17 protein-coding genes are annotated in these 21,255 nt (G+C 47.3%); 10 read left to right on the top strand and 7 right to left on the bottom strand.

Translation table 11 applies throughout. The annotated features are described in order from the left end of the window. Positions 1-15: 15 nt before the first annotated feature. Positions 16-624, bottom strand: coding sequence for a YktB family protein (locus tag B2U10_RS03760; RefSeq protein WP_290785700.1), 609 nt, complete (start codon positions 622-624; stop codon positions 16-18). 134 nt (positions 625-758) lie between these two features. Here B2U10_RS03760 and B2U10_RS03755 point away from each other — a divergent pair, with 134 nt between their 5' ends. Further along, on the top strand, positions 759-2,456 hold the full coding sequence (locus B2U10_RS03755; RefSeq protein WP_290785697.1) for a GGDEF domain-containing protein: 1,698 nt from the start codon (positions 759-761) through the stop codon (positions 2,454-2,456). A gap of 97 nt (positions 2,457-2,553) precedes the next feature. On the opposite strand, the gene B2U10_RS03750 is transcribed toward B2U10_RS03755, so the two are convergent. The 4 genes from B2U10_RS03750 to B2U10_RS03735 form a co-directional block, all read right to left on the bottom strand. Continuing rightward, positions 2,554-3,204 carry a homing endonuclease associated repeat-containing protein gene (locus tag B2U10_RS03750; protein ID WP_035410251.1) on the bottom strand — a complete coding sequence of 217 codons (651 nt, stop codon included), beginning with the start codon at positions 3,202-3,204 and terminating at the stop codon, positions 2,554-2,556. Between the two features lie 269 nt (positions 3,205-3,473). Further along, positions 3,474-5,123, bottom strand: coding sequence for a peptide ABC transporter substrate-binding protein (locus B2U10_RS03745; RefSeq protein ID WP_056063166.1), 1,650 nt, complete (start codon positions 5,121-5,123; stop codon positions 3,474-3,476). A 330-nt stretch (positions 5,124-5,453) separates the two neighbouring features. Next, positions 5,454-5,903 carry a thioredoxin-dependent thiol peroxidase gene (bcp, locus tag B2U10_RS03740; protein WP_290785694.1) on the bottom strand — a complete coding sequence of 150 codons (450 nt, stop codon included), beginning with the start codon at positions 5,901-5,903 and terminating at the stop codon, positions 5,454-5,456. 13 nt (positions 5,904-5,916) lie between these two features. Continuing rightward, positions 5,917-6,756 carry a hypothetical protein gene (locus B2U10_RS03735; RefSeq protein ID WP_056063160.1) on the bottom strand — a complete coding sequence of 280 codons (840 nt, stop codon included), beginning with the start codon at positions 6,754-6,756 and terminating at the stop codon, positions 5,917-5,919. A 121-nt stretch (positions 6,757-6,877) separates the two neighbouring features. Between B2U10_RS03735 and B2U10_RS03730 the strand changes: the two genes are divergently transcribed. The 9 genes from B2U10_RS03730 to rlmD all read left to right on the top strand — a co-directional run bounded on the left by B2U10_RS03730 (position 6,878) and on the right by rlmD (position 17,677). Beyond that, complete coding sequence (locus tag B2U10_RS03730) at positions 6,878-7,165, top strand: HesB/YadR/YfhF family protein (protein WP_035410238.1); 288 nt, start codon at positions 6,878-6,880, stop codon at positions 7,163-7,165. Positions 7,166-7,295: 130 nt separating this feature from the next. Then, positions 7,296-8,840: an L-glutamate gamma-semialdehyde dehydrogenase gene (gene pruA, locus B2U10_RS03725; protein ID WP_029342578.1), complete on the top strand. Its 1,545-nt coding sequence runs from the start codon at positions 7,296-7,298 to the stop codon at positions 8,838-8,840. Positions 8,841-8,918: 78 nt separating this feature from the next. Further along, complete coding sequence (gene putP / locus B2U10_RS03720) at positions 8,919-10,430, top strand: sodium/proline symporter PutP (protein WP_290785691.1); 1,512 nt, start codon at positions 8,919-8,921, stop codon at positions 10,428-10,430. Between the two features lie 93 nt (positions 10,431-10,523). Continuing rightward, positions 10,524-11,786, top strand: a complete 1,263-nt coding sequence (locus B2U10_RS03715) for an Nramp family divalent metal transporter (RefSeq protein ID WP_290785688.1) — start codon at positions 10,524-10,526, stop codon at positions 11,784-11,786. Positions 11,787-11,986: 200 nt separating this feature from the next. Continuing rightward, positions 11,987-12,277 carry an Asp-tRNA(Asn)/Glu-tRNA(Gln) amidotransferase subunit GatC gene (gene gatC, locus B2U10_RS03710; protein WP_023469336.1) on the top strand — a complete coding sequence of 97 codons (291 nt, stop codon included), beginning with the start codon at positions 11,987-11,989 and terminating at the stop codon, positions 12,275-12,277. Between the two features lie 15 nt (positions 12,278-12,292). After that, positions 12,293-13,735: an Asp-tRNA(Asn)/Glu-tRNA(Gln) amidotransferase subunit GatA gene (gatA, locus tag B2U10_RS03705; protein ID WP_035410229.1), complete on the top strand. Its 1,443-nt coding sequence runs from the start codon at positions 12,293-12,295 to the stop codon at positions 13,733-13,735. 14 nt (positions 13,736-13,749) lie between these two features. After that, a complete protein-coding gene (gene gatB, locus B2U10_RS03700) occupies positions 13,750-15,183 on the top strand; it encodes an Asp-tRNA(Asn)/Glu-tRNA(Gln) amidotransferase subunit GatB (protein ID WP_035410227.1) in 1,434 nt (477 codons plus the stop codon). A gap of 147 nt (positions 15,184-15,330) precedes the next feature. Next, complete coding sequence (locus tag B2U10_RS03695) at positions 15,331-16,293, top strand: diacylglycerol kinase (RefSeq protein ID WP_035410224.1); 963 nt, start codon at positions 15,331-15,333, stop codon at positions 16,291-16,293. A 25-nt stretch (positions 16,294-16,318) separates the two neighbouring features. Continuing rightward, entirely contained in the window at positions 16,319-17,677 is a 1,359-nt protein-coding gene (gene rlmD, locus B2U10_RS03690; protein ID WP_290752581.1) for a 23S rRNA (uracil(1939)-C(5))-methyltransferase RlmD, read from the top strand. A gap of 123 nt (positions 17,678-17,800) precedes the next feature. On the opposite strand, the gene B2U10_RS03685 is transcribed toward rlmD, so the two are convergent. Then, a complete protein-coding gene (locus B2U10_RS03685; protein WP_290785684.1) occupies positions 17,801-19,942 on the bottom strand; it encodes a bifunctional glycosyltransferase/CDP-glycerol:glycerophosphate glycerophosphotransferase in 2,142 nt (713 codons plus the stop codon). Between the two features lie 102 nt (positions 19,943-20,044). After that, positions 20,045-21,202 carry a helix-turn-helix domain-containing protein gene (locus tag B2U10_RS03680; protein ID WP_290785681.1) on the bottom strand — a complete coding sequence of 386 codons (1,158 nt, stop codon included), beginning with the start codon at positions 21,200-21,202 and terminating at the stop codon, positions 20,045-20,047. Between the last annotated feature and the right edge of the window lie 53 nt (positions 21,203-21,255).

Here is a 21,255-nt window from a genome sequence, read left to right as displayed (position 1 = left end):
ATTCGGCCATCCTTTTTATTTAATCGTTTTATAGAGTGGTACGAGATGCGAATAGGTATTTCGAATCATTTCGAGTAATTCTTCGCGTGACAGTTGATGAACTTGTTCTGCCGGAATATGGCGACCGACAAGGAACTCTGCTTTTTTGACGTCGTGGAAACGTTGTAAACCTTTTTGAAGATCCGTCGCGTGAACAGGAACCGCGTCTTTTTTCATATGGTCATAAGAAACGACGAAATCATCCGGAAGAGTCGTCAGCAGTTCCGTATGCTGTAACAGTTTTGATGCATATTGTTGTTTGTTCGGTAACTCATAAATATAAGCGAGCCAAATGAACAAGTGATCATCAAATAGACCGATTTGAAAGTGCGGATGTTTTTTATATCCACGTTTATCGGGTGAGAATGCCATCCATGTATCTTTCGGAGGATTGACCTTCCGCCGAGCATGTTGCGCGATGTGGACATGGACATCTTCTGCTGTTGCGACCGTCAAGTCAGGTGCGACTTCTTGACCGATGTCGCGGAAGATAGGCTGAATCCGTTCACGAATCGCCTCCATCCGGGGTTCTAATCCATCAATCTGAAATGTATCAAATGCATGTTGCGTGAATGTGTTTGTCATGAAAAATATCACCTCACATTAATTGTATCAAAGGATACTATCGAAGTTCGACATTTTGCTTGAAAAGTAGAATAATGGACATGTCGATTTCCAGTAATATACAACTACATACTTAAGAGGAAGGGGAATGTTTTGTGCGTCGTTTTCAACAATATCTCCTCCGAAGCTGGGTAGTTTTTTTCGTAATCGTCATTGGCATCGATCTTTTTGCGAAGTCAAAGGATTATAATCTCAGCATCGATTTGTTTACGTTCTTATTGATTGCCGTCTTGTCGACGATTTTCGTCATCGATCCTGTCCGCCGTCGTCATATGAGTTTTACCTTTCATTTTGGATTTGTTCTCTTTACGTTTTTATCATACGGTTTATTATCAGCGATTTTCGTCGGTCAACTGACGATGCTCATCTATCAGTTGCGGACGATCCATACGCCGATTGGACGTCGTCGGATGTTGCACAACTATCCGTTCAATGTCGCGCTCGAGTTGTTTCTGATCGTGCCAGCAGGTCTTGCTTATAATGCCCTTGGTGGAACACACGGAGACGCATTCCTGTTGACAGAAAACATCGTTCCGTTACTAGCGATGGTCGCGATCCTTTGGATCGTACTCTTGTTACAATACCAGTTATCTCGATTTCTTCTCGGAGAAAACATCCCGAGTGACGTCATGTTCCAGCTCTTACGCTTTGAAGCAGTCGTCATCACGGCAGAACTGTTATATGGGATCTTCAGTACACTCGTCGTCCAAGGGAATGGGAATAGTGGACTCGTCATGGCAGCATTTGCATTGTTCATCATCAAACGAGCACTCGGGAGTTCGGTCGAAGCGTCTGATCGTATCGAACATTGGGAGCAGATCGAGCGATTGAAAGAAGCAGCTTGGAAGGACGGCGATGCACAGTTCATCATCGAGCGATATCTGCGACAGCTCAATCAATTCGTCAAACCGGATATCGCTTGGATTAAGTTTGATTTTGAAGAAGGCAAGCAGACTGTCTACTATTCGTTGAAGGATGGACGAAAGTTAAAAGCAGATCATGTCGAAGGACGAATCATTGAAGATATCATCGAAAAAGAAGAAGTCCTTCTTTACGGCATGCAACAGGAATGGGATATTCGTCTGTACGATTGTCTGCCAGAAGAAACACAATCTGTCCTCTTCATCCAACCGGAGGCGACGGAGACGATTAACTGCTCCTTATTCCTTGCGTCCCATGCGAGTGGAGAGTTCACGAAGGATTTCGGATACGAGTTATACCGCGCTTTACGTGTTCTATCATGGGCCGTTGAACGAGCGTACGAGCGAGAGCGGTTATTGACGGATAGTCGAACAGATGCGATGACAAAATTGCCAAACTATCGTGCGCTACAAGAGTGGGGCGATCGTCGTATTAAACAACGCGATCTGTATCCGTTCTCTGCATTGATGATTGATTTGGATCACTTTAAACAAATCAATGATACGTATGGTCATGAAGTCGGAGATGTCGTTTTATTTGAAGTCGCGAAGTTATTGATGCAAGCAACACGAATCACGGATCTCGTTGCGCGTTACGGGGGAGAGGAATTCGTCATCTTGCTACCAAATACGGATCTTGATTCCGCACAAATCGTTGCAGAACGGATTCGTGAGACGTTACATGCGCATCCTATTTTAGTTGAAGGTCACACCCTTCAGATCACAGCAAGTATCGGGATCGATACGTTAAAGGAACTTGGGGATCTCGCGAGTCTGATTCGAAATGCGGACCGGGCGATGTACGTCGGTGCCAAGTTCCAAGGACGCGATCGTGTCGCATCGTATCAGGAGTGGAAAGAGAAGGTCATTTAAAGAAGCGAATAGAAGGTGACGGATGCGTCACCTTCTTTTTTGATGTAAAAAATCCTTCCAGTTCAAATGAACGAGAAGGATTGAAGAAGGTATAAGTTCATTGGGCTTGTTGTTTACTAAGGCGAATCTCGTTTTCGATCGCATGGATCGCGGCTGACCAAGACCCATAGCGATGAAGTAGGGCTTTCGTCGATGGTTTGTTGTTTCGCTTTGCCCATTCTCGATATGCTTCAAAGGAGAGGGAGAAGCCAACTTCTTCGATTGCTTGACGCAGGGAAGCAGCAAGTTCAGCTTTTGAATAGGTGACACTTGCTTCAAGTCCTGCTGCGGTACAGGCGTCATGCCATGAACCGAACATCTTGACGATATGATAGTGACTCGGGGCATGATGGACGGATTTACGCCACATTTGATACTTTTTGAGCGTGATCGTCGAGCCGACGTCTTGTGCATACCGTTCGAATGACTTTAAGATCTCGTCTTTCGTGTATTTAGGTGCACGCTCAAGTTCCTCCGGCTGTTGATCGACATTCCACTCGTATCCAGCAGCAGATAAGGCTTCTGGCCATGAACCGAATTGACGAATGATGTTTTCTGGCTGAGGCCAGTCATTCACGAGAGCATAACGGCGATAGACAGTGCGGCGCGGACGATCCTGGATGAGTTCACCGACCGCGCGGATGGCTTCAATCATCTCAAGTTGCTCTTCTGTATAACTCTGTTGACTCGTAAGTACACGTTGCTTCATGAGTGAGTCCTCCTTCCTAGTTCGATGTAATATTGAGGCAAAAGTCCTCTGTATTAGATATATCGGTACATTTCCATTAATTATGAATAATTCCCGCAAAATATTGTAAATAAAGTGAATCGGATTCTTTGCTTAGTATAAATGGAAGTCATGGAAATGAAAACAGAATGACACGAAATTTTAATTCTATTCAGAAAAATAGGACAAACGGCTCATATGGAAAAAAAGACCAGACACGCTCGTCAGCGAATCTGGTCTTCGGATATAACTTATTTTCCTTCAATGGAAGCCCATTTGTACGAAGTATCCGCACCAACTTTGTGGTTGACGACTCCTTTGACATACGGTTTACGTAGGAAGGATGCTCCACGTTGGTACATGACTGAGATGGCTTGATCATCCTCAAGGAGTGTTTTCTCAGCATCTTTCAGTGACTGCCAACGTTTTGCTGCATCGACTTCTTTTTGAGCCGATTTGATGAGTGAATCATACTTATCGCTTGTGTACTTACCACGGTTGTATGGTCCACCTGTTACCCACATATCGAGGAACGTCATCGGATCCTGATAGTCAGGTCCCCATCCTGCGAATGACAGTTCGAACTCACCTTTTGATTCAAGATCCAATTTGTTCTTGAACGGTTGTTGTTTGATCGTGACTTCAAGACCTGGAAGGTTTTTCTCCCACTCGCCTTTGAGGTACTCAGAGATTTTCTTCGAGTTGTCATCATCGTACGAAAGAAGCTCGAGTTTCACTGATTTCTTACCGACTTCTTTGAGACCTTTTTCGAACGATGCTTTGGCTGAAGAAGCGTCGTATGACCCGAAGCCTTCGTTGCCGTCACGGAAGTCTTTACCGTCTGGACCTTTTGCGAAGTCTTTTGGTACATAGTAGTACGCAGGGATCGAACCGTTGTTCAAGAGGACTTTCGCCATCTGCGCTTTATCGTATCCCGAATCGATCGCTTTACGGATATCCTTGTTTTTCAAGAGTTCATTCTTGAAGTTCATTTGGATGTAGTACATTGACGCATCAAGACGCGTATCGAACTCTTTGCTATCTTTGTACTGATCAACGAACTCACTCGTCAGACCGACTTGGTCGACATCACCTTTTTCGTAAAGGTTGACGCTCGTTGAGACTTCCTTAACGATCTTGAAGTTGATGTCATCGAGCTTGACGTTGTCTTTATCCCAGTACTGGTCATTCTTCTTAAAGCTCCAGCCGACTTCCGTCTTCCAATCCGAGAGGGTGAATGGTCCGTTGTAGAGGAATGTATCCGGCTTCGTCGCAAAGTTTTTCCCTTGTTTTTCGACGAATTCTTGCTTGAGCGGCATGAATGAACCAAAACCAGTCAATGATTTGAAGTATTCAGCCGGTTGCGTCAACTTGACTTCGAGTGTTTTGTCGTCGACCGCTTTAACTGCAACGTCATCTGCTTTCCCTTTACCCGTGTTGTACGCTTCCGCACCGTCGATGATATACATGATGTACGCATATTGCGAACCGCTCTTCGGATCGAGGACGCGTTTCCACGCATATTCGAAGTCTTTTGCTGTGACATCGCTGCCATCCGACCATTTTGAATCACGAAGTTTGAACGTGTATGTAAGTCCATCTTCCGAAACATCCACACTCTCAGCAACACCTGGTGTTGCTTCTTGTTTGTCGTCAAGACGGAACAGACCTTCTTGAACGTTGTTCAATACCGTGAAGGATACAGAGTCCGTTGCGACTGTCGGGCTAAGAGCCGGAATGTCTGAACCGCTCGTTAAGTTCAAGACTTGTTTGTCTGAAGTTTTGTCGCCTGACGTCGAGCCGCCTTCTTTTTTACCTTCATCTGTCGTCGAACATGCCGCAAGACTTGATCCAGCGATTGTCAGTGCTCCGACGAGTGCGAGTGCCTTTTTCTTCTTCATAAAGTAAATCCCTCCCAAAAGAAATAGATATATATGGTGAAACGAAAAGAACCGATAGGATAGCGATCCGGTGTCCGACTAAAAATAAGAGGGGTCATCGCCTTTTATTCTTAAGCTATGGAAAGCACCGGATCAACTTGTTATCAATAATAAATACAATATTCAGAAAAATCAATAGAATATTTTCAGATTATTTCAAAATCATTAAATTTGTGTGTGATACCAACGTTTTCTTACATGAAATTATTTTTATGTAAGGATAAAATTAGGAATATTAATAATCTGCACATACAAAAAGAACCAGTTGAATGATTCAACTGGTTCTTCGAATTATTTCTGTTCTTTTACGTATTGAAGTGCTTCTGCGACGTGATCTTTTACTTTCACACTACGCCATTCCTTGACGATTTCACCGGATTCATCGATTAAGAAAGTCGAGCGTATGATTCCATAATATTCCTTACCGTAGTTCTTCTTTAATTGCCAAACGCCATATTGTTCACAGACTTCGTGATCGACATCTGATAACAATTGAAACGGTAATTCGTATTTCGCAATAAAGTTCTGATGACGCTTCTGGCTATCAGCGGAGACGCCGAGAATGACGGTGTTGTTCTCTTCAAAAGCTTGCGTCGCATCTCGGAAATCACATGCCTCGGTCGTACAACCCGGCGTTGAATCCTTTGGATAGAAATAAAGTACGACTTTTTTTCCGCAATAATCCTCAAGGGAGATTGGTTCTCCTTGTGCATTTGGAAGGGTGAATGTTGGTGCTTGCATGAAAAACTCCTCCTTATCCTAATTCCATGTTTAATTGATCCGCATATTTTTCAAGCTTCTTTTGAAGGCTTTCTTTTAACGGATCGAGTGCGATCAAGTACTTCTCATAATCCGTACCGGCTTTCGCTGTCTTCATGAGGAGAGGCTGTTCTTCCTCATACCAATCCGCATAGTCTTGATAGTAATCAACAAGCGTCTCAGGGTTTCCTTCATTCTTCAGCGCCTCACCGTAAATCATCAGAATGTTACTGTTCATCTCAAGCGCCATATAATCCGTTTGCGCATTGACGCGAGAGAAGACGGCATCCTGTTCTTTTTCATCTGTTTTCCCGATTTCGTCTGCTGCTTTCGCATTGACACCATACTCATCGGCGTTAAACCCAGTGAACAGATCACCAAGCGTCGAGAAGACGGCCGGGTCGAACGTCGTCGGTGTCAGAACGATCTTCCACTCATCGTCTTTCTTCAATAACAGCTTCGATCCGCGGTTCGGGAGAATTGCTCCCTTCGCATCCTTGAATTCATGGATGATATAAGCGACGTCGCCCTTTTGGAACGACTTGACGATTTTACCAGGAATGACGTTCAAGTTCTTCGCACCAACGGCGAGGGGTTCAAGTTGTTTTGCGTCACCTGTATATTCAATCGATGCGAGGTCTTTCGCATCTGCTCGTCCCGATTGACCGAGCGTTTTTTCATAGGTTTGATAGATATCGAGAACGGCTTGTTCAGCCTTCTGTTGTTTCGTTTCCGTCGTCTTCGGGGATTTGGTATTTGTAGAAGACGGGGAATCGTTTCCGCAACCGACGAGTACGAGACTGGTCGCAAGCAGCACTACGAGCGATCGTTTCATTCGAATTCCTCCTAGATGGGTGTTCCTTGATGATTTCATAGCTAATCTTGTCTCTACCATACAGGAAATTCGCTTTTTTGAGTAGGATATCGGTACACTAAACGAAAGGGGAGTGATAGATATGAAAATTCATATTACAGACGAGGCATTGCAATACTTTAAAAATGAGATGGAAGCACAATCGGGCGATACGATTCGCTTTTTCGCAAAATATGGTGGATCAACGGATTTAACGCAAGGTTTCTCCGTCGGCGTTCATATGGAAGAAGTCGAACGGGCAGCGGTCGAGGAAGTCGTCGACGGTATTCATTTCGTCGTATCTGACCAAGATGACTGGTTATTCCAAGGACAAGACGTCAAAGTCTCGATCGAAAACGAAGAGATTGTTTTTTCACAAGCGAAGGAATGATAGAGGAACGAGGAGAGACCGAATCGGTCGCTCCTTTATTTTTTTGACTAGAATAATTGTAAGCGGACTCATGCTTCTGTACAATGGAGAATGTAAGCGATTTAAAGTAGAGATTAAAGGGGGAATAGAGATGATTCCGTACAAACACGAACCATTCACGGACTTCTCACAAGAAGCAAACAAGAAAGCGTTCGAAGAGGCACTTGCACTCGTCACGCAAGAACTCGGCAAAGATTATCCGCTCGTCATCGGTGGAAAACATGTGACGACGGAAGATAAAATCGTCTCCGTCAATCCGGCCAACAAAGAAGAGATCGTCGGACGTGTCTCAAAAGCGACACAGGAACATGCAGAAGAAGCGATGCAAGCAGCAGTCACAGCCTTCGAAACATGGAAATTCGTCAATCCGTCTGTACGTGCGGACGTCCTATTCAAAGCAGCGAACATCATCCGTAAGCGGAAGCATGAGTTCTCTGCCTACCTCGTCAAAGAAGCAGGGAAGCCTTGGAATGAAGCGGATGCGGATACAGCAGAAGCAATCGACTTCCTCGAATACTACGCACGTCAGATGCTCGTCTTAAAAGACGGTAAGAAAGTCGAGAGTCGTCCAGGCGAATACAACCGTTACGATTACATTCCACTCGGTGTCGGTGTCATCATCTCACCATGGAACTTCCCACTCGCGATCATGGCTGGAACAGCCGTCGCAGCAATCGTGGCAGGGAACCCGATCCTCTTGAAACCAGCATCGACGACACCGGTCGTCGCAGCGAAATTCGTTGAAGTGATGGAGCAAGCTGGTCTTCCGGCAGGCGTCTTGAACTTCGTACCCGGTTCAGGAGCAGAAGTCGGCGACTACCTCGTCGATCACCCAAAAACACGTTTCATCAGCTTCACGGGATCACGTGATGTCGGTCTTCGCATCAATGAGCGGGCATCAAAACTGAACGAAGGTCAAATCTGGCTCAAACGTGTCATCGCGGAAATGGGCGGAAAAGATACGATGGTCATCGATGAGTCGGCTGACCTCGATTACGCAGCGGACATGATCACGAAAGCGGCATTCGGATTCTCAGGTCAAAAATGTTCAGCTTGTTCACGTGTCGTCGCACTCGACTCTGTCTATGACGAGTTGCTCGAAAAAGTCGTCGCGAACACGAACAAACTCAGCATCGGTAACCCGACGGACGTCTCAAACAATGTCGGACCAGTCATCGATGCAGCAGCCTTTAAGAAAATCACGTCGTACTTCGACGTCGCAAAAGAAGAAGGACGTATCGTCGCAGGTGGTACGGCTGACGATTCAACAGGATTCTTCGTCTCACCGACAGTCGTCGCGGACGTTCAACCAACGGATCGTTTGATGCAAGAAGAAATCTTTGGACCAGTCGTCGCCTTCACGAAAGCGAAAGATTTCAAAGAAGCAATCGATATCGCAAACAACACGGAATACGGATTGACAGGTGCTGTCATCACGCAAGACCGGACGAATCAAGAGTACGCACGTGCGAACTTCCACGTCGGTAACCTCTACTTCAACCGGGGTTGCACAGGCGCAATCGTTGGCTACCAACCATTTGGTGGGTTCAACATGTCAGGTACGGATTCGAAAGCGGGCGGACCGGATTACTTGACTTTACATCTTCAAGCAAAAACTACTTCAGAAATGTTCTGAAATGGTGTTTAATAGATGAAACGGGTGTGCGACCTGCACACCCGTTTTTCTTATATCACGGAAAAAGGGGGAGCAAGGATGAACGGAATGTGGTTCGCGATTTTGCTATATCTCGGCCTGATGGTCGCACTTGGCGTCATTGCGTATTATCGGACGAAGAACATGAATGACTATATGCTTGGAGGACGTACGATCGGTCCCGTCGTCACGGCGCTCTCTGCAGGAGCAAGTGACATGAGTGGGTGGCTGTTGATGGGTTTACCGGGTGCGATGTATGCAACTGGTCTGTCCAGTGGATGGATTGTCGTCGGATTATTACTTGGCGCCTATGCCAACTGGTTACTCGTCGCGCCTCGTCTGCGTGCGTATACGGCACATGCAGGGGATGCAATCACGATTCCCGATTACTTTGAAAAACGATTCCACGATAAAAGTGGTGTTTTGCGTACCGTTTCAGCTGGAGTTATTTTAATATTCTTTATAATGTACGCATCAAGTGGTTTTGTCGCAGGTGGTCGTTTATTCGAAGCTGTCTTTGGTCTTGAATATACAACAGGTCTTTGGATTCTCGCAGGCGTCGTCATTGCGTATGTCTTCCTCGGTGGTTTCCTTGCCGTCAGTTGGACGGACGTCGTGCAAGGGATGATCATGGTCATCGCATTGCTGATCGTACCAGCTGTCGCGCTGACTTTAAGTGGTGGGATTAATGATACACTGGAGACGATCCGGTCGACAGGCGGCTCGAAACTGGAACTGTTCAAAGGGACGACGACGATCGGTATCATCTCGCTTCTCGCGTGGGGACTCGGCTATTTTGGACAGCCGCATATCATCGTTCGTTTCATGGCGATTCGTAACTTACATGAGATGAAGTCGGCGCGTCGTGTCGGGATGATTTGGATGACGTTCTCGATCGTTGGTGCAATGGTGACGGGCTTGATCGGATATGCCTATTACACGCAACAAAGTGCAGGATTAAAAAATCCAGAGAATGTCTTCATTCAATTATCACGTGACCTTTTCCCAGGGTTCATTACAGGGTTGTTGCTTGCAGCCTTACTTGCTGCGATCATGTCGACGATTTCGACGCAGCTGCTCGTTTCTTCAAGTGCGGCAACGAATGATTTCTATCACCGTTTCTTTAAACGCGATGCTTCAGATCGTGAATTGATGATCATGGGACGCTTGATGGTTCTTGTCGTAGCGCTTCTTGCGATTCTCTTATCATTCGGTGCGGAGAAGTCGATCTTAACACTCGTCGGATACGCGTGGGCTGGTTTTGGTTCAGCGTTCGGTCCGGTCGTGCTGTTCAGCTTACTGTGGCGCCGGATGAACAAGACGGGAGCACTTGCTTCAATGATTACGGGATCTGTCGTTGTCATCGCTTGGATCCTCATTAACCAAAATGTAGATGGATTACCATCGTATATTTCGGAAATGTACGAGATGATTCCAGCATTCATCGCTTCGACGATCGCGCTCGTTATCGGTAGTCTCGTGACGAAGGAACCAAGTCAAGCAATCTATGATGAATTCGATCAAGTACAAGCACAACTAAAAGGTGCAGAGCCTGAGCGAAAAATCGTCTAAATAACGGAAAGGGGTGTTTCCTGAGTAAAGGAGACACCCCTTTTTTGTTTACTTGATACGTTATTATTTACCATAAACATATTTGTTGCGCTTATGCAAAATGAGCGTATAATAAAAACAAAAAGTGAGGTGAATGAGATGGTGACACAGCCACTTACACAAGACGTACCCAAAAAACGGACATATATCGGACCGGCGTTCGTTGCTGCCGTCGCGTACCTCGATCCGGGAAACTTTGCAACGAACATGACAGCAGGTGCTCAATATGGCTATTTACTGCTCTGGGTCATCGTTGCCTCGAACTTGATGGCCGTCGTCATTCAGTTCCTATCAGCCAAACTTGGAATCGTCAGCAATCTTAGTTTAGCGGAGGTGATTCGAGAAGAGTTATCGCCGGTCTATCGCTTCTTTTACTGGGTACAAGCGGAACTCGTCGCAATGGCGACCGATCTCGCGGAGTTCGTCGGAGCCGCACTCGGATTTCATTTACTGTTTGCGATCGACTTACGTATGGCGGCGCTGTTGACGGCAGTCTTATCATTCGTCATCCTCGGATTCGAGCAAAAGGGACTTCGACATTTCGAAGCCGTCATCGCGGTGCTTGTTTTAATCATCGCTGCCGCTTTTGCAATTGAAGTGTTTGAAGTTCATCCGGTCTTTCGCGATCTATCGGCAGGATTGGTACCGGGATTTGAGGGTACGTCGAGCATCGTGCTTGCTGCCGGGATGCTCGGAGCAACCGTCATGCCACATGCGATCTATCTCCATTCCGATTTAACGAAGCGACGGATGGGACATGTTGCAAACAAAATACCGCTGTTACGAATCCAACGCTTCGATATTTGGGGAGCGATGCTGATCGCCGGAGCGGTCAACGGAGCAATGCTCGTCATCGCGGCCAGTGTATTTTACGGTACGAAATATCAAGCTGGTTCACTTGAAGCGATCTATGAGGGACTTCATGTCACGCTTGGTGGCATCGCGCCGTATCTGTTTGCAATTGCCTTACTCGTTTCAGGTCTTGCATCATCGAGTGTCGGTACGATGTCAGGTGACGCGATCATGCGCGGATTCCTCCATCTTCAATTGCCGTTGTTCGTTCGACGGACTGTGACGATGTTACCGGCGATTTTGTTGCTCTTCTCCGGTTTTGATCCGACACGAGCACTTGTCCTGAGTCAGGTTGCTTTATCGTTCGGGATTCCGTTCGCGCTAATCCCTTTGATTCGGGCGACAGCGAGTGAACGGTACATGGAAGAATATCGAAACAGTCATTTCATGAACGCGTTGGCATGGATCATCGTCTCGATCGTCATCGTCTTCAATATCTATTTACTCTTTGATGTCTTAGTATGAATATTCAGTATTTTTGTTTCGTCTGATTTAAACCGGGTATTTCATAACTAGAAGCTTTCCGCCCGGAAGCTTTGCTACCCCTATAAGGACGATGGTGCGGACCTCCCCCCGATGCACCATCGTCTTTTTTGTCTGGACAAAAAGTGCTATGATTAGAAATAGTGTAAAATATATCGCAAAAGTTCCGGAGGTGGAATGACATGGCAAAAATTAATGAGGAGCAAGTCCGCCACGTGGCGCATTTGGCACGCCTTGCCGTGACAGATGAAGAAGTAGCACAATTCACAGGACAACTCGAGAAGATTCTTGGGTTCGCTGAACAATTAAATGAACTCGATACGACAGGCGTCGAACCGACGACTCATGTCCTCGATTTAAAGAACGTCCTACGTAAGGACGAAGTACGTCCATCACTTCCGCGTACGGAAGTAGAACGACTCGCACCCGATTGGGAAGACGGACAAGTCCGCGTCCCAGCGGTGTTCGAATAAGGAGGAAATGACCCGATGTCACTTTTTGAACATGGTGTCAAAACATTACACACACTCATTCAGGATGGCGAAGTCAAAGCTTCTGAACTCGTCAAGGAATCCTTTGATCAAATCGACCGCGTCGACGGAAAAATCGGTGCGTTTCTCTCATTGAATGAAGAAGCGTTCGAGCAAGCGAAACGAATGGATGATGTCGCGAAACACGAAGCGAACCCACTGTTTGGTCTTCCAATCGGCGTCAAGGATAACATCGTCACGAAAGGAATGACGACGACATGTGGTTCGAAATTCCTTGAGAACTTCGTACCAGCACATGATGCGACGGTCGTCGAGCGTCTGCATGAAGCAGGGGCAATCACAATCGGGAAGTTGAACATGGATGAGTTCGCAATGGGTTCTTCAAACGAGAACTCAGCGTACAAACCGGTTCGCAATCCATGGAATACAAAACACGTTCCAGGCGGTTCTTCGGGTGGTTCAGCAGCTGCTGTCGCAGCAGGCGAAGTCTTGTTCAGCCTCGGTTCGGATACAGGTGGTTCGATTCGTCAACCGGCTGCCTATTGTGGTGTCGTTGGGTTGAAACCGACTTACGGTCTCGTCTCACGTTTTGGTCTCGTTGCGTTCGCGTCGTCCCTTGACCAAATTGGTCCGTTGACACGAACAGTCGAAGATAACGCGTATCTTTTGAGCGCGATCGCAGGACACTGTGAGATGGATTCGACGTCTGCAAACGTTGCAGCAACGGATTATACACAAGCGTTGACTGGTGATATCAAAGGTTTGAAGATCGCTGTTCCGAAAGAATACTTCGGCGAGGGTGTCAGTGAAGGCGTCAAAGCCAACATCCGTGAAGCGATCCAAAAACTCGAAGCACTCGGTGCAACGGTTGACGAAGTCTCACTTCCGAACTCGAAATATGCGCTTGCGACGTACTACTTACTCGCTTCATCAGAAGCATCTTCGAACCTCGCACGCTTTGACGGCATTCGTTACGGTGTCCGCGCGGAAGCGGACGCACTTGAAGATGTCTTCAAGTATTCCCGTTCACAAGGATTCGGAGACGAAGTCAAACGCCGGATCATGCTCGGAACGTATGCACTCAGCTCTGGTTACTACGATGCCTACTATAAAAAAGCACAACAAGCTCGGACGTTAATCAAAAAAGATTTCGAAGATGTCCTTGCGAACTATGACGTCATCATCGGACCAACAGCACCGACACCAGCATTCGAACTCGGTGCACAGCTCGATGACCCGGTCACGATGTATGCGAATGACATCTTGACGATTCCGATTAACTTAGCAGGTGTCCCAGCGATCTCGGTTCCAGCTGGATTCGTCGACGGTCTTCCGGTCGGCTTACAAATCATTGGAAAACATTTCGATGAGGCGACGATCTATCGCGCTGCGCATGCGTTTGAGCTTGCGACAGGTGGATTCGCGCTTCCGAAGTTATAAGGAGCGAATGTATCATGAACTTTGAAACGATCATCGGGATCGAGGTCCACGCCGAACTGAGCACGAACACGAAGATGTTCTGTGGTTGTGCGCGGGAATATGGCGCAGAGACGAACACGAAAACGTGTCCGATTTGTCTTGGACACCCGGGCGTCTTGCCGAAAATCAACGAAAAAGCCGTCGAACTCGCCGTTCGTGCAGCGATGGCACTCAACTGCCAAGTAGCCGATCAAACAAAATTCGACCGGAAGAACTATTTCTATCCGGATACGCCAAAAGCGTATCAAATCTCGCAGTTTGATCAACCAATCGGCTTTGATGGCTACATCGATGCGGAAGTCGATGGCGAAACGAAACGCTTCCGAATCGAACGTGTCCATCTGGAAGAAGATGCCGGTAAGATGAACCACACGGGTGCCAACCACTCGGTCGTCGACTTCAACCGGACAGGCGCACCGCTAATTGAGATCGTCAGTGAAGCGGATATGCGTTCACCGAAAGACGCGGTCGCCTACCTCGAACGTCTCAAAGAAGTCTTGCAATATGCAGGCGTCTCAGACGTCAAGATGGAAGAAGGATCACTCCGTTGCGACTGTAACATCTCGGTGCGTCCATACGGACAAGAGAAGTTCGGTACGAAAACAGAGCTCAAGAACTTAAACTCATTCGGAAACGTCTTAAAAGGGCTTGAGTTTGAAGAAGATCGTCACCGCAAGTTACTGCTTGCTGGTGGAGTGATGCGTCAAGAAACACTCCGTTTCGATGAGACGAAAAAACAAACCGTCCTCATGCGTGTCAAGGAAGGGGCGTCGGACTATCGTTACTTCCCAGAGCCTGACCTCGTCAAGCTTGTACTGGATCACGATTGGAAAGAAGCGATTCGTGCCGGTATCCCGGAACTTCCAGATGCACGCCGTGTTCGTTACCAAGAAGAACTCGGTCTTTCAGCGTATGACGCGAAACAATTGACGGTCACACGTGAAATGGCAGAGTACTTCGAAGCGACACTTGCAGCTGGTGCAGAGCCAAAAGCAGCAGCCAACTGGACAGTCGGTGAGATCCAAGGTCACTTGAATAAATCGACGGAAACGTTCGAAACAGTCAAGATGACACCAGCGCGTTTGGCAGAGATGATCGACTTGATCGCAAGCGGCACGATTTCTTCGAAAATCGCCAAACAAGTCTTCACGGCAGTCATCGAAGAAGGTGTCGAGCCGCGTGCATACGTTGAAGCAAACGGTCTTGCACAAATTTCGGATGAAGGATTGTTGCGTGGTCTCATCGTCGAGATGTTCGAAGCGAACCCAGCCGTCGTCGAGGAGTTACTCGGTGGACGTGACCGGAAGAAAGGCTTCGTCATCGGTCAGATCATGAAGAAAACAAAAGGAATGGCAAACCCTGCTCTTCTTGATCAACTCTTCTACGAAGAGCTCGAAAAACTGAAATAAGTTCCACTTAAGATGGCGTCCGTCTCTACCTCGCTGAGGTGAAGAAACGGACGCTGTCTTTTTTGGCTTTGTAATGTCTCGAGAGTTCATGTAGAATAAAACAGTTATGTATCAAATGAACGGTTGAGTCAAAAAGGAGAAAATCTTATGAGACCTAGAGCGCGCGTGATTTATAACCCGACTTCCGGGAAAGAGATGGTTAAACGAAACTTACCGTATATCCTCGACCGACTCGAAGCAGCGGGTTATGAGACATCTGTCTACTCGACGAAAGCGGTCGGCGATGCGACGTATGAAGCAGCACGAGCATGCGAAGCAGACTTTGATCTTGTCGTCGCTGCAGGCGGCGATGGTACGTTGAATGAAGTGATCAGCGGAATGGCAGCTTATAGCAAACGTCCAAAGCTTGGTGTACTACCTGTTGGAACGACGAATGACTTTGGTCGAGCGATGCGTATTCCGTTGACGATCGAAGGGGCGATGGATGTCATCTGCACAGGACATACGATGCCAGTCGATATCGGTAAGATCGAAGGGTCGACAGGCGTCCATTACTTCATCAACATCGCCGGTGGCGGCATCATGACAGAACTGTCGTACGAAGTGCCTTCAAAGCTGAAGACGGCACTCGGACAGCTCGCGTACTATGTCAAAGGGATGGAGAAACTTCCGCAAATCCGACCAACATATGTCGAACTGGAGCATGAAAAGGGTATATTCAAAGGAGAAGTCATGTTGTTCTTGACATCCAATACGAACTCTGTCGGCGGATTCGAGAAGTTGTCACCGAACGCGTCACTTAACGATGGGCGATTTGATCTCTTCATCCTGAAGAAATGTAACCTCGTCGAATTAATTCGTGTCATGCGTCTTGCCTTGAAAGGGGATCATTTCTCGGACCCTTGCATCGAGCATGTCACGACCTCATTCGTCCGTATGAAGAACACATCAGAGATGAGTTTGAACATTGATGGTGAGTTTGGCGGCATCTGCGAAGGCGAGATGACGAATCTTCGCTCTCATTTCGAAGTCATGACACCAAAGTTCCGGATCGAAGAAATGGAACAGATTAATACACAACTACAAGAAGCAGAAATGAACCTCGCGTGAAGCGAGGTTTTTAAGGAGGATATTCATGATTCCAGTACAAAAGAACGATGAACACGTCGTCGAGATCGTCGACCTGACACATGAAGGGTCAGGGGTCGCGCGCATCGATGGATATACGGTCTTCATCCCAGGCGCATTGCCAACGGAGCAGGTCAAGATCAAGATCACGAAAACGACGAAGTCTTACGGATTCGGTCGCATCATCCGTCAAAAGACGAAGAGTGCCGATCGTGTCGAGCCACCTTGCCCAGTTTACAACCAGTGTGGCGGTTGCCAATTGCAACATTTGTCATACGACGCAGAACTCAAGTTCAAGCACAACCGCGTTCGTGACGCTTTCGCGCGCCTAGCAGGCCTCGAGATTCCGGTCCACGAGACGATGGGTATGGAAGATCCATGGGGTTACCGCAACAAGGCACAAGTACCGGTCGCGTTCCAATCGAACAAATTGATGGCTGGCTTCTATCAAAAACGGAGCCACCGGATCATCGATATGGACTACTGCTTGATCCAAAACAAAGAAAACGATGAAGCTGTCCAAGCGGTTCGTAAAGTCCTCGCTGACTTAAAAGTCCCAGCATACGACGAGAAGAAAAAAGCAGGTGTCATTCGTCATATCATGGCACGTCATGGCTACCATACGAACGAGTTGATGGTCGTTCTCGTCACGAAGGTCAAACAACTTCGCGGTATCGATAAAATCGTCGAAGGAATCTTAAAGGCGTTACCGAACGTCACTTCGATCCAGCACAACATCAACCCGGATGATACGAACGTCATTCTTGGGAAAAAGAACGTCGTCTTGTACGGACCGTCCGTCATTCGCGATCAAATCGCTGGTTTGACATATGAGATCTCACCGCATTCGTTCTTCCAAGTCAACCCGTTGCAAACAGAGAAACTCTACGCGAAAGCGCTCGAGTATGCTCAGTTGACAGGAGATGAGACAGTCGTTGATGCATACTGTGGAATCGGTTCGATTTCATTGTCACTCGCAAAACAAGCGAAGCACGTCTACGGTATCGAAATCGTACCGCAAGCAATCGATGACGCACGCCGGAACGCACAAGCGAACGGGATCGAGAACGTGACGTTCGAGTACGGTGCAGCTGAGAAGGTCATGCCAGCACTCGTCAAAGCGGGTATTCAGCCGGACGTCATCGTCGTCGACCCACCACGTAAAGGCTGTGACGAAGAGTTCTTACGTGCTGCAGCAGATGTCGCACCGAAGCGGATCGTCTACGTCTCATGTAATGCGTCGACACAAGCACGTGACGCGAAGTTGTTGACGGAGCTCGGTTATACACTCGTTGAAGTGACACCGGTCGATATGTTCCCGCATACGACACACGTTGAGAGCGTTGCCTTGTTCGTCCGTAACTAAATCGTTTTGAATGCCTCTTTCCACTAAGGAAGGAGGCTTTTTTGTCTTTACGCTTAGCAATTAATGGGTGGGAACAAAAAATGAGAAACGGCTTTATTAAACCATTTCTCATTTTGATAATCGTCATTCTGTTTCTGTTGTTTCATCCTCAATCGTTGACTGTGCTGTGCTCGGGAACAACTCAGCAAGAACACGTTCACTTGCCGTGCCGTCATCCAAGCTACAGAACCGTTCGAGGAAGCGATCATACTTTTCTTGATACGCGACGGACTTCGTATCAATCTGTTCGATATAATCGATGACTTGGTCCGTTTCCTTCAAGAGTGGTCCCGGAACGACTGCTTCGAAATCGAAGTAAAATCCACGTAACGTCGATGCATATTTCTCTAAGTCATACGTAAAGAAGATCATCGGACGTTGTAAGTGCGCATAATCGAAGAAGACAGACGAATAGTCGGTGATTAGCACGTCACTGACTAAATACAACTCTGCGATATCACCGTATGACGACACGTCATAGGCAAATCCTTCATGTCCACTGATGTCCATGTTTTGTGCAATCAAGTAATGCATCCGGAGTAAGACGACGTAGTCGTCACCGAGTCGGGCTTGCATCTCGTTCAAGTCGAGTTGGAGATCAAAGCGGTATTTTCCACGCGCAATGAACTCGTCATCCCGCCATGTCGGTGCGTACAAAACGACTTTCTTGTCGGCTGGAATATCCAGACGCGCTTTGATTTCGCTGATTAAACCAGCTTGATCGTCCGCATACAAGAGATCGTTTCGTGGATAACCCGTCTCAAGCATCGTGTTTTGGAACCCGAACGCACTCTTGAAGATTTCGCTCGAATACGAATTCGGAGAAATCAAGTAGTTCCATTCCTGTGCTTGATTGTAGAAGTTCCGTTTGTAGCGTGTCGCATTCGTTCCCGCCATATGGACTTCTTCCATGTCGAGACCTAGTCGTTTTAATGGTGTACCGTGCCATGTCTGAAGGTAGATTGTCTCTTCACGTTTTTTCAAGCTCAGTGGCTGACGCGTGTTGAAGACCCAGTACTTGGCGCGTGCCATTGCTTGGTAGTACGCGAAGCTGTTTTTGAGCACCCAGTTCGGACAAGCTTCCTTGACGTCATCTGAAGGTTCTTTCGAGAAAATCCAGACGAGTTCAAGTTCTGGGCGTTGTTCTTTTAATTTCAGGTAAAGCGCCTTTGGATTATCAGAATAGCTCCGACCGAGGAAACTCTCAAATAAGACGAGGTTCTCTTTGACCGGCATCTTTTGGAACAGGCGATAGAGCATCAGACCGTTCTTGATCTTTTTACGTCGTGCTGTCCGTAGCGTTCGTTTTGTCTTCACGGCAGTGATGTATGAACGGAACATGAAGTAGGAACCCGTCGACCATGCTTGTAGATACTTACTTCGTGTCTTCGTCCGTCTTAAATCGTAAGCTACATGGCGGAATATATCTGCCTGCTGACTTTTTGACGTGCTTCGTTCAAGCAACGCACGACCACGTTTTGAGATGAATCGTTTGTACCATGTATTCAAGAACTTTTGAACAGTGTTATCCATCGTATGCGCAGATAACATACCATAGATCCGTGAGATATCAGTCAATGTCGTGATATCGCGTGCTTGATAGAGTGATTGTCCCTCGAGTGGTGTACTGCGTGAGTTTCGACCGTAGACGACATAACTGACCGATGTCAGGTTCGTCAGTTTCGCGATGATCGTATGCGCGATGATCGTATCAGCGAACCATCGTGTCTCAAGAACCGGCAAGTCGTTCAGCAAGTCCTTTTTGATCATCCAGCCGTGAATCGTCGTCAAATGACGCGAATTGAATTTCGTGCGAGTGTAGAAGAAATAACGATCATCATCGATCGGCATAAGCCATTTTTTCTTGTTGTAGACAGGTGAGACTTTACCGATGATGACTTCACCGCGTGATTTCTCATAGGCTTTGATATACGTATAGAGCGCACGTGGTGCGAGGATATCATCACTGTCGAGGAATGTGACGTAGTCACCTGTCGCGACTTCAAGACCGCGACGGCGTGCAGCATATGTTCCTTGATGTGCTTGTTCCAAGATCGTACAAGTCGGATAGAGGGAGCGAAGCTCATCGATGTATGTGCTTGGTCCATCAAAGACGACGATGATTTCTACCGGAATAGACACCTTCTGATCAAGAACGGATTGAATGGCTGCCTTCGTTTGTGATTCGGTTTGATAGACAGGAATGATGACACTAATTGAGTTCATGTTGATTCTCCTTTTTTGTTGAAAGAATCCGCTCAAGACGGATTCACGAAAATAGTTCCTGTTGAATAGGATATCACAAAACGAAAAAAAGGCACGATTCTCTTAAAATTCACTTCGTTGACGATAATGTGTCGGGGTCTCACCGGTCGTCTGCTTGAAGGCTTGACTGAAGTGACTTTGACTCGAGAAGTGTAACTTGTTCGAGATCGTCAGCAAGGAATCGTCCGAAGAACGCAAGAGGCGCTTCGCTTCCCGGATCCGTTCCCGGATAACGTAGCGGGCGAGCGGTAGACCGGTCTCATCTTTGAATAGGACGGACAGATAGTTAGACGAGACATGGATGGCTTGACTGATCGACGAGACGGACAAAGGTTCATAGAGGTGTTGCTGAATATAACGAATGGCTGCCAACACATGTGGCGAATGACGTAATGCTTGGAGTTCCTTGACGGCTTCGGCAAACGAAACGGTAATCCGTACATGCCGATTCCGGAGCTCAGCGATACTCGTCGCCGCTTCAATCGTCTCAATCATCCGGTCGCTGAGTGAGAATGCCTCATCCGGTTCCAGTCCGCCTCGAATCGCAGCACGCGCGCTTAAGAGGACAGTCCCGAGCAACAGATTCTTTTCTGCACGTAAGGGCTGATGACGAGCGAGTGTTCCGAACTCGCCATAGGCCGGCAGGGAATAGGTCGTAGCGAGGCGCTCGCTTTGACCGGTCGCGATCCAATCAATGATTTGTTGTTCCCGTTGCCATGCTTTTCGATACGCCGTGACGCCTGTATGGGAAGGGGCGTCTGCGACGAGAGGGATTTCGGCTTCCTGAATATCAGACTGTTGTTCGATCTCGCGCTTCGGTAGAGCTTCCCCGTGTAACAAGCGATACATCAAGTGAGCACAGTCAATCAGTCGATTCTCCGTCGTACGTGGTAAGGCTTTATAGAACTGATGGTAGGCTTCATCTTGGATGTGTGCCCGAAAAAGAGCCGATTGTAGTAAAACCGGACCGATTCGGTATATTCCTTGTTCCGGAACATCTAAAAAGAGGTAAGCTGTACCATCTTTCAGGGTATAGAGTAGAGGAGTCTTTTTTAGTACTGGCCATTCGTTCTCAATCAGTAAGGTTCCCGGGTGAGATGGAGCTTCTGGACGTAACGACAGCGGAGTACCGTGATGATCTCGGTACGTGACGAAAAAACCAGTCATCCCGTAGAGGTGCTCTGCGATTTGCGTCAAGTCAGACGTCGACAAGCGATTCATGACACGACTCCTTTCGAAATATAGTGGATTGCTTCTAGTGTATGTCCTCTTTC

It is taken from the genome of Exiguobacterium sp. UBA7533, from assembly GCF_002479335.1.
Classification (GTDB): Bacteria; Bacillota; Bacilli; order Exiguobacteriales; family Exiguobacteriaceae; genus Exiguobacterium_A.
This window is presented reverse-complemented; position numbering and strand designations above follow the sequence as displayed.

Coding starts and splice junctions, on each gene's coding strand:
- B2U10_RS03760 (WP_290785700.1), bottom strand. CDS start 624: ATGACAAACACATTCACGCAACATGCATTTGATACATTTCAGATTGAT.
- gatB (WP_035410227.1), top strand. CDS start 13,750: ATGAACTTTGAAACGATCATCGGGATCGAGGTCCACGCCGAACTGAGC.
- gatA (WP_035410229.1), top strand. CDS start 12,293: ATGTCACTTTTTGAACATGGTGTCAAAACATTACACACACTCATTCAG.
- B2U10_RS03735 (WP_056063160.1), bottom strand. CDS start 6,756: ATGAAACGATCGCTCGTAGTGCTGCTTGCGACCAGTCTCGTACTCGTC.
- pruA (WP_029342578.1), top strand. CDS start 7,296: ATGATTCCGTACAAACACGAACCATTCACGGACTTCTCACAAGAAGCA.
- B2U10_RS03730 (WP_035410238.1), top strand. CDS start 6,878: ATGAAAATTCATATTACAGACGAGGCATTGCAATACTTTAAAAATGAG.
- putP (WP_290785691.1), top strand. CDS start 8,919: ATGAACGGAATGTGGTTCGCGATTTTGCTATATCTCGGCCTGATGGTC.
- B2U10_RS03680 (WP_290785681.1), bottom strand. CDS start 21,202: ATGAATCGCTTGTCGACGTCTGACTTGACGCAAATCGCAGAGCACCTC.
- gatC (WP_023469336.1), top strand. CDS start 11,987: ATGGCAAAAATTAATGAGGAGCAAGTCCGCCACGTGGCGCATTTGGCA.
- rlmD (WP_290752581.1), top strand. CDS start 16,319: ATGATTCCAGTACAAAAGAACGATGAACACGTCGTCGAGATCGTCGAC.
- B2U10_RS03715 (WP_290785688.1), top strand. CDS start 10,524: ATGCAAAATGAGCGTATAATAAAAACAAAAAGTGAGGTGAATGAGATG.
- B2U10_RS03745 (WP_056063166.1), bottom strand. CDS start 5,123: ATGAAGAAGAAAAAGGCACTCGCACTCGTCGGAGCACTGACAATCGCT.
- bcp (WP_290785694.1), bottom strand. CDS start 5,903: ATGCAAGCACCAACATTCACCCTTCCAAATGCACAAGGAGAACCAATC.
- B2U10_RS03750 (WP_035410251.1), bottom strand. CDS start 3,204: ATGAAGCAACGTGTACTTACGAGTCAACAGAGTTATACAGAAGAGCAA.
- B2U10_RS03695 (WP_035410224.1), top strand. CDS start 15,331: ATGAGACCTAGAGCGCGCGTGATTTATAACCCGACTTCCGGGAAAGAG.
- B2U10_RS03685 (WP_290785684.1), bottom strand. CDS start 19,942: ATGAACTCAATTAGTGTCATCATTCCTGTCTATCAAACCGAATCACAA.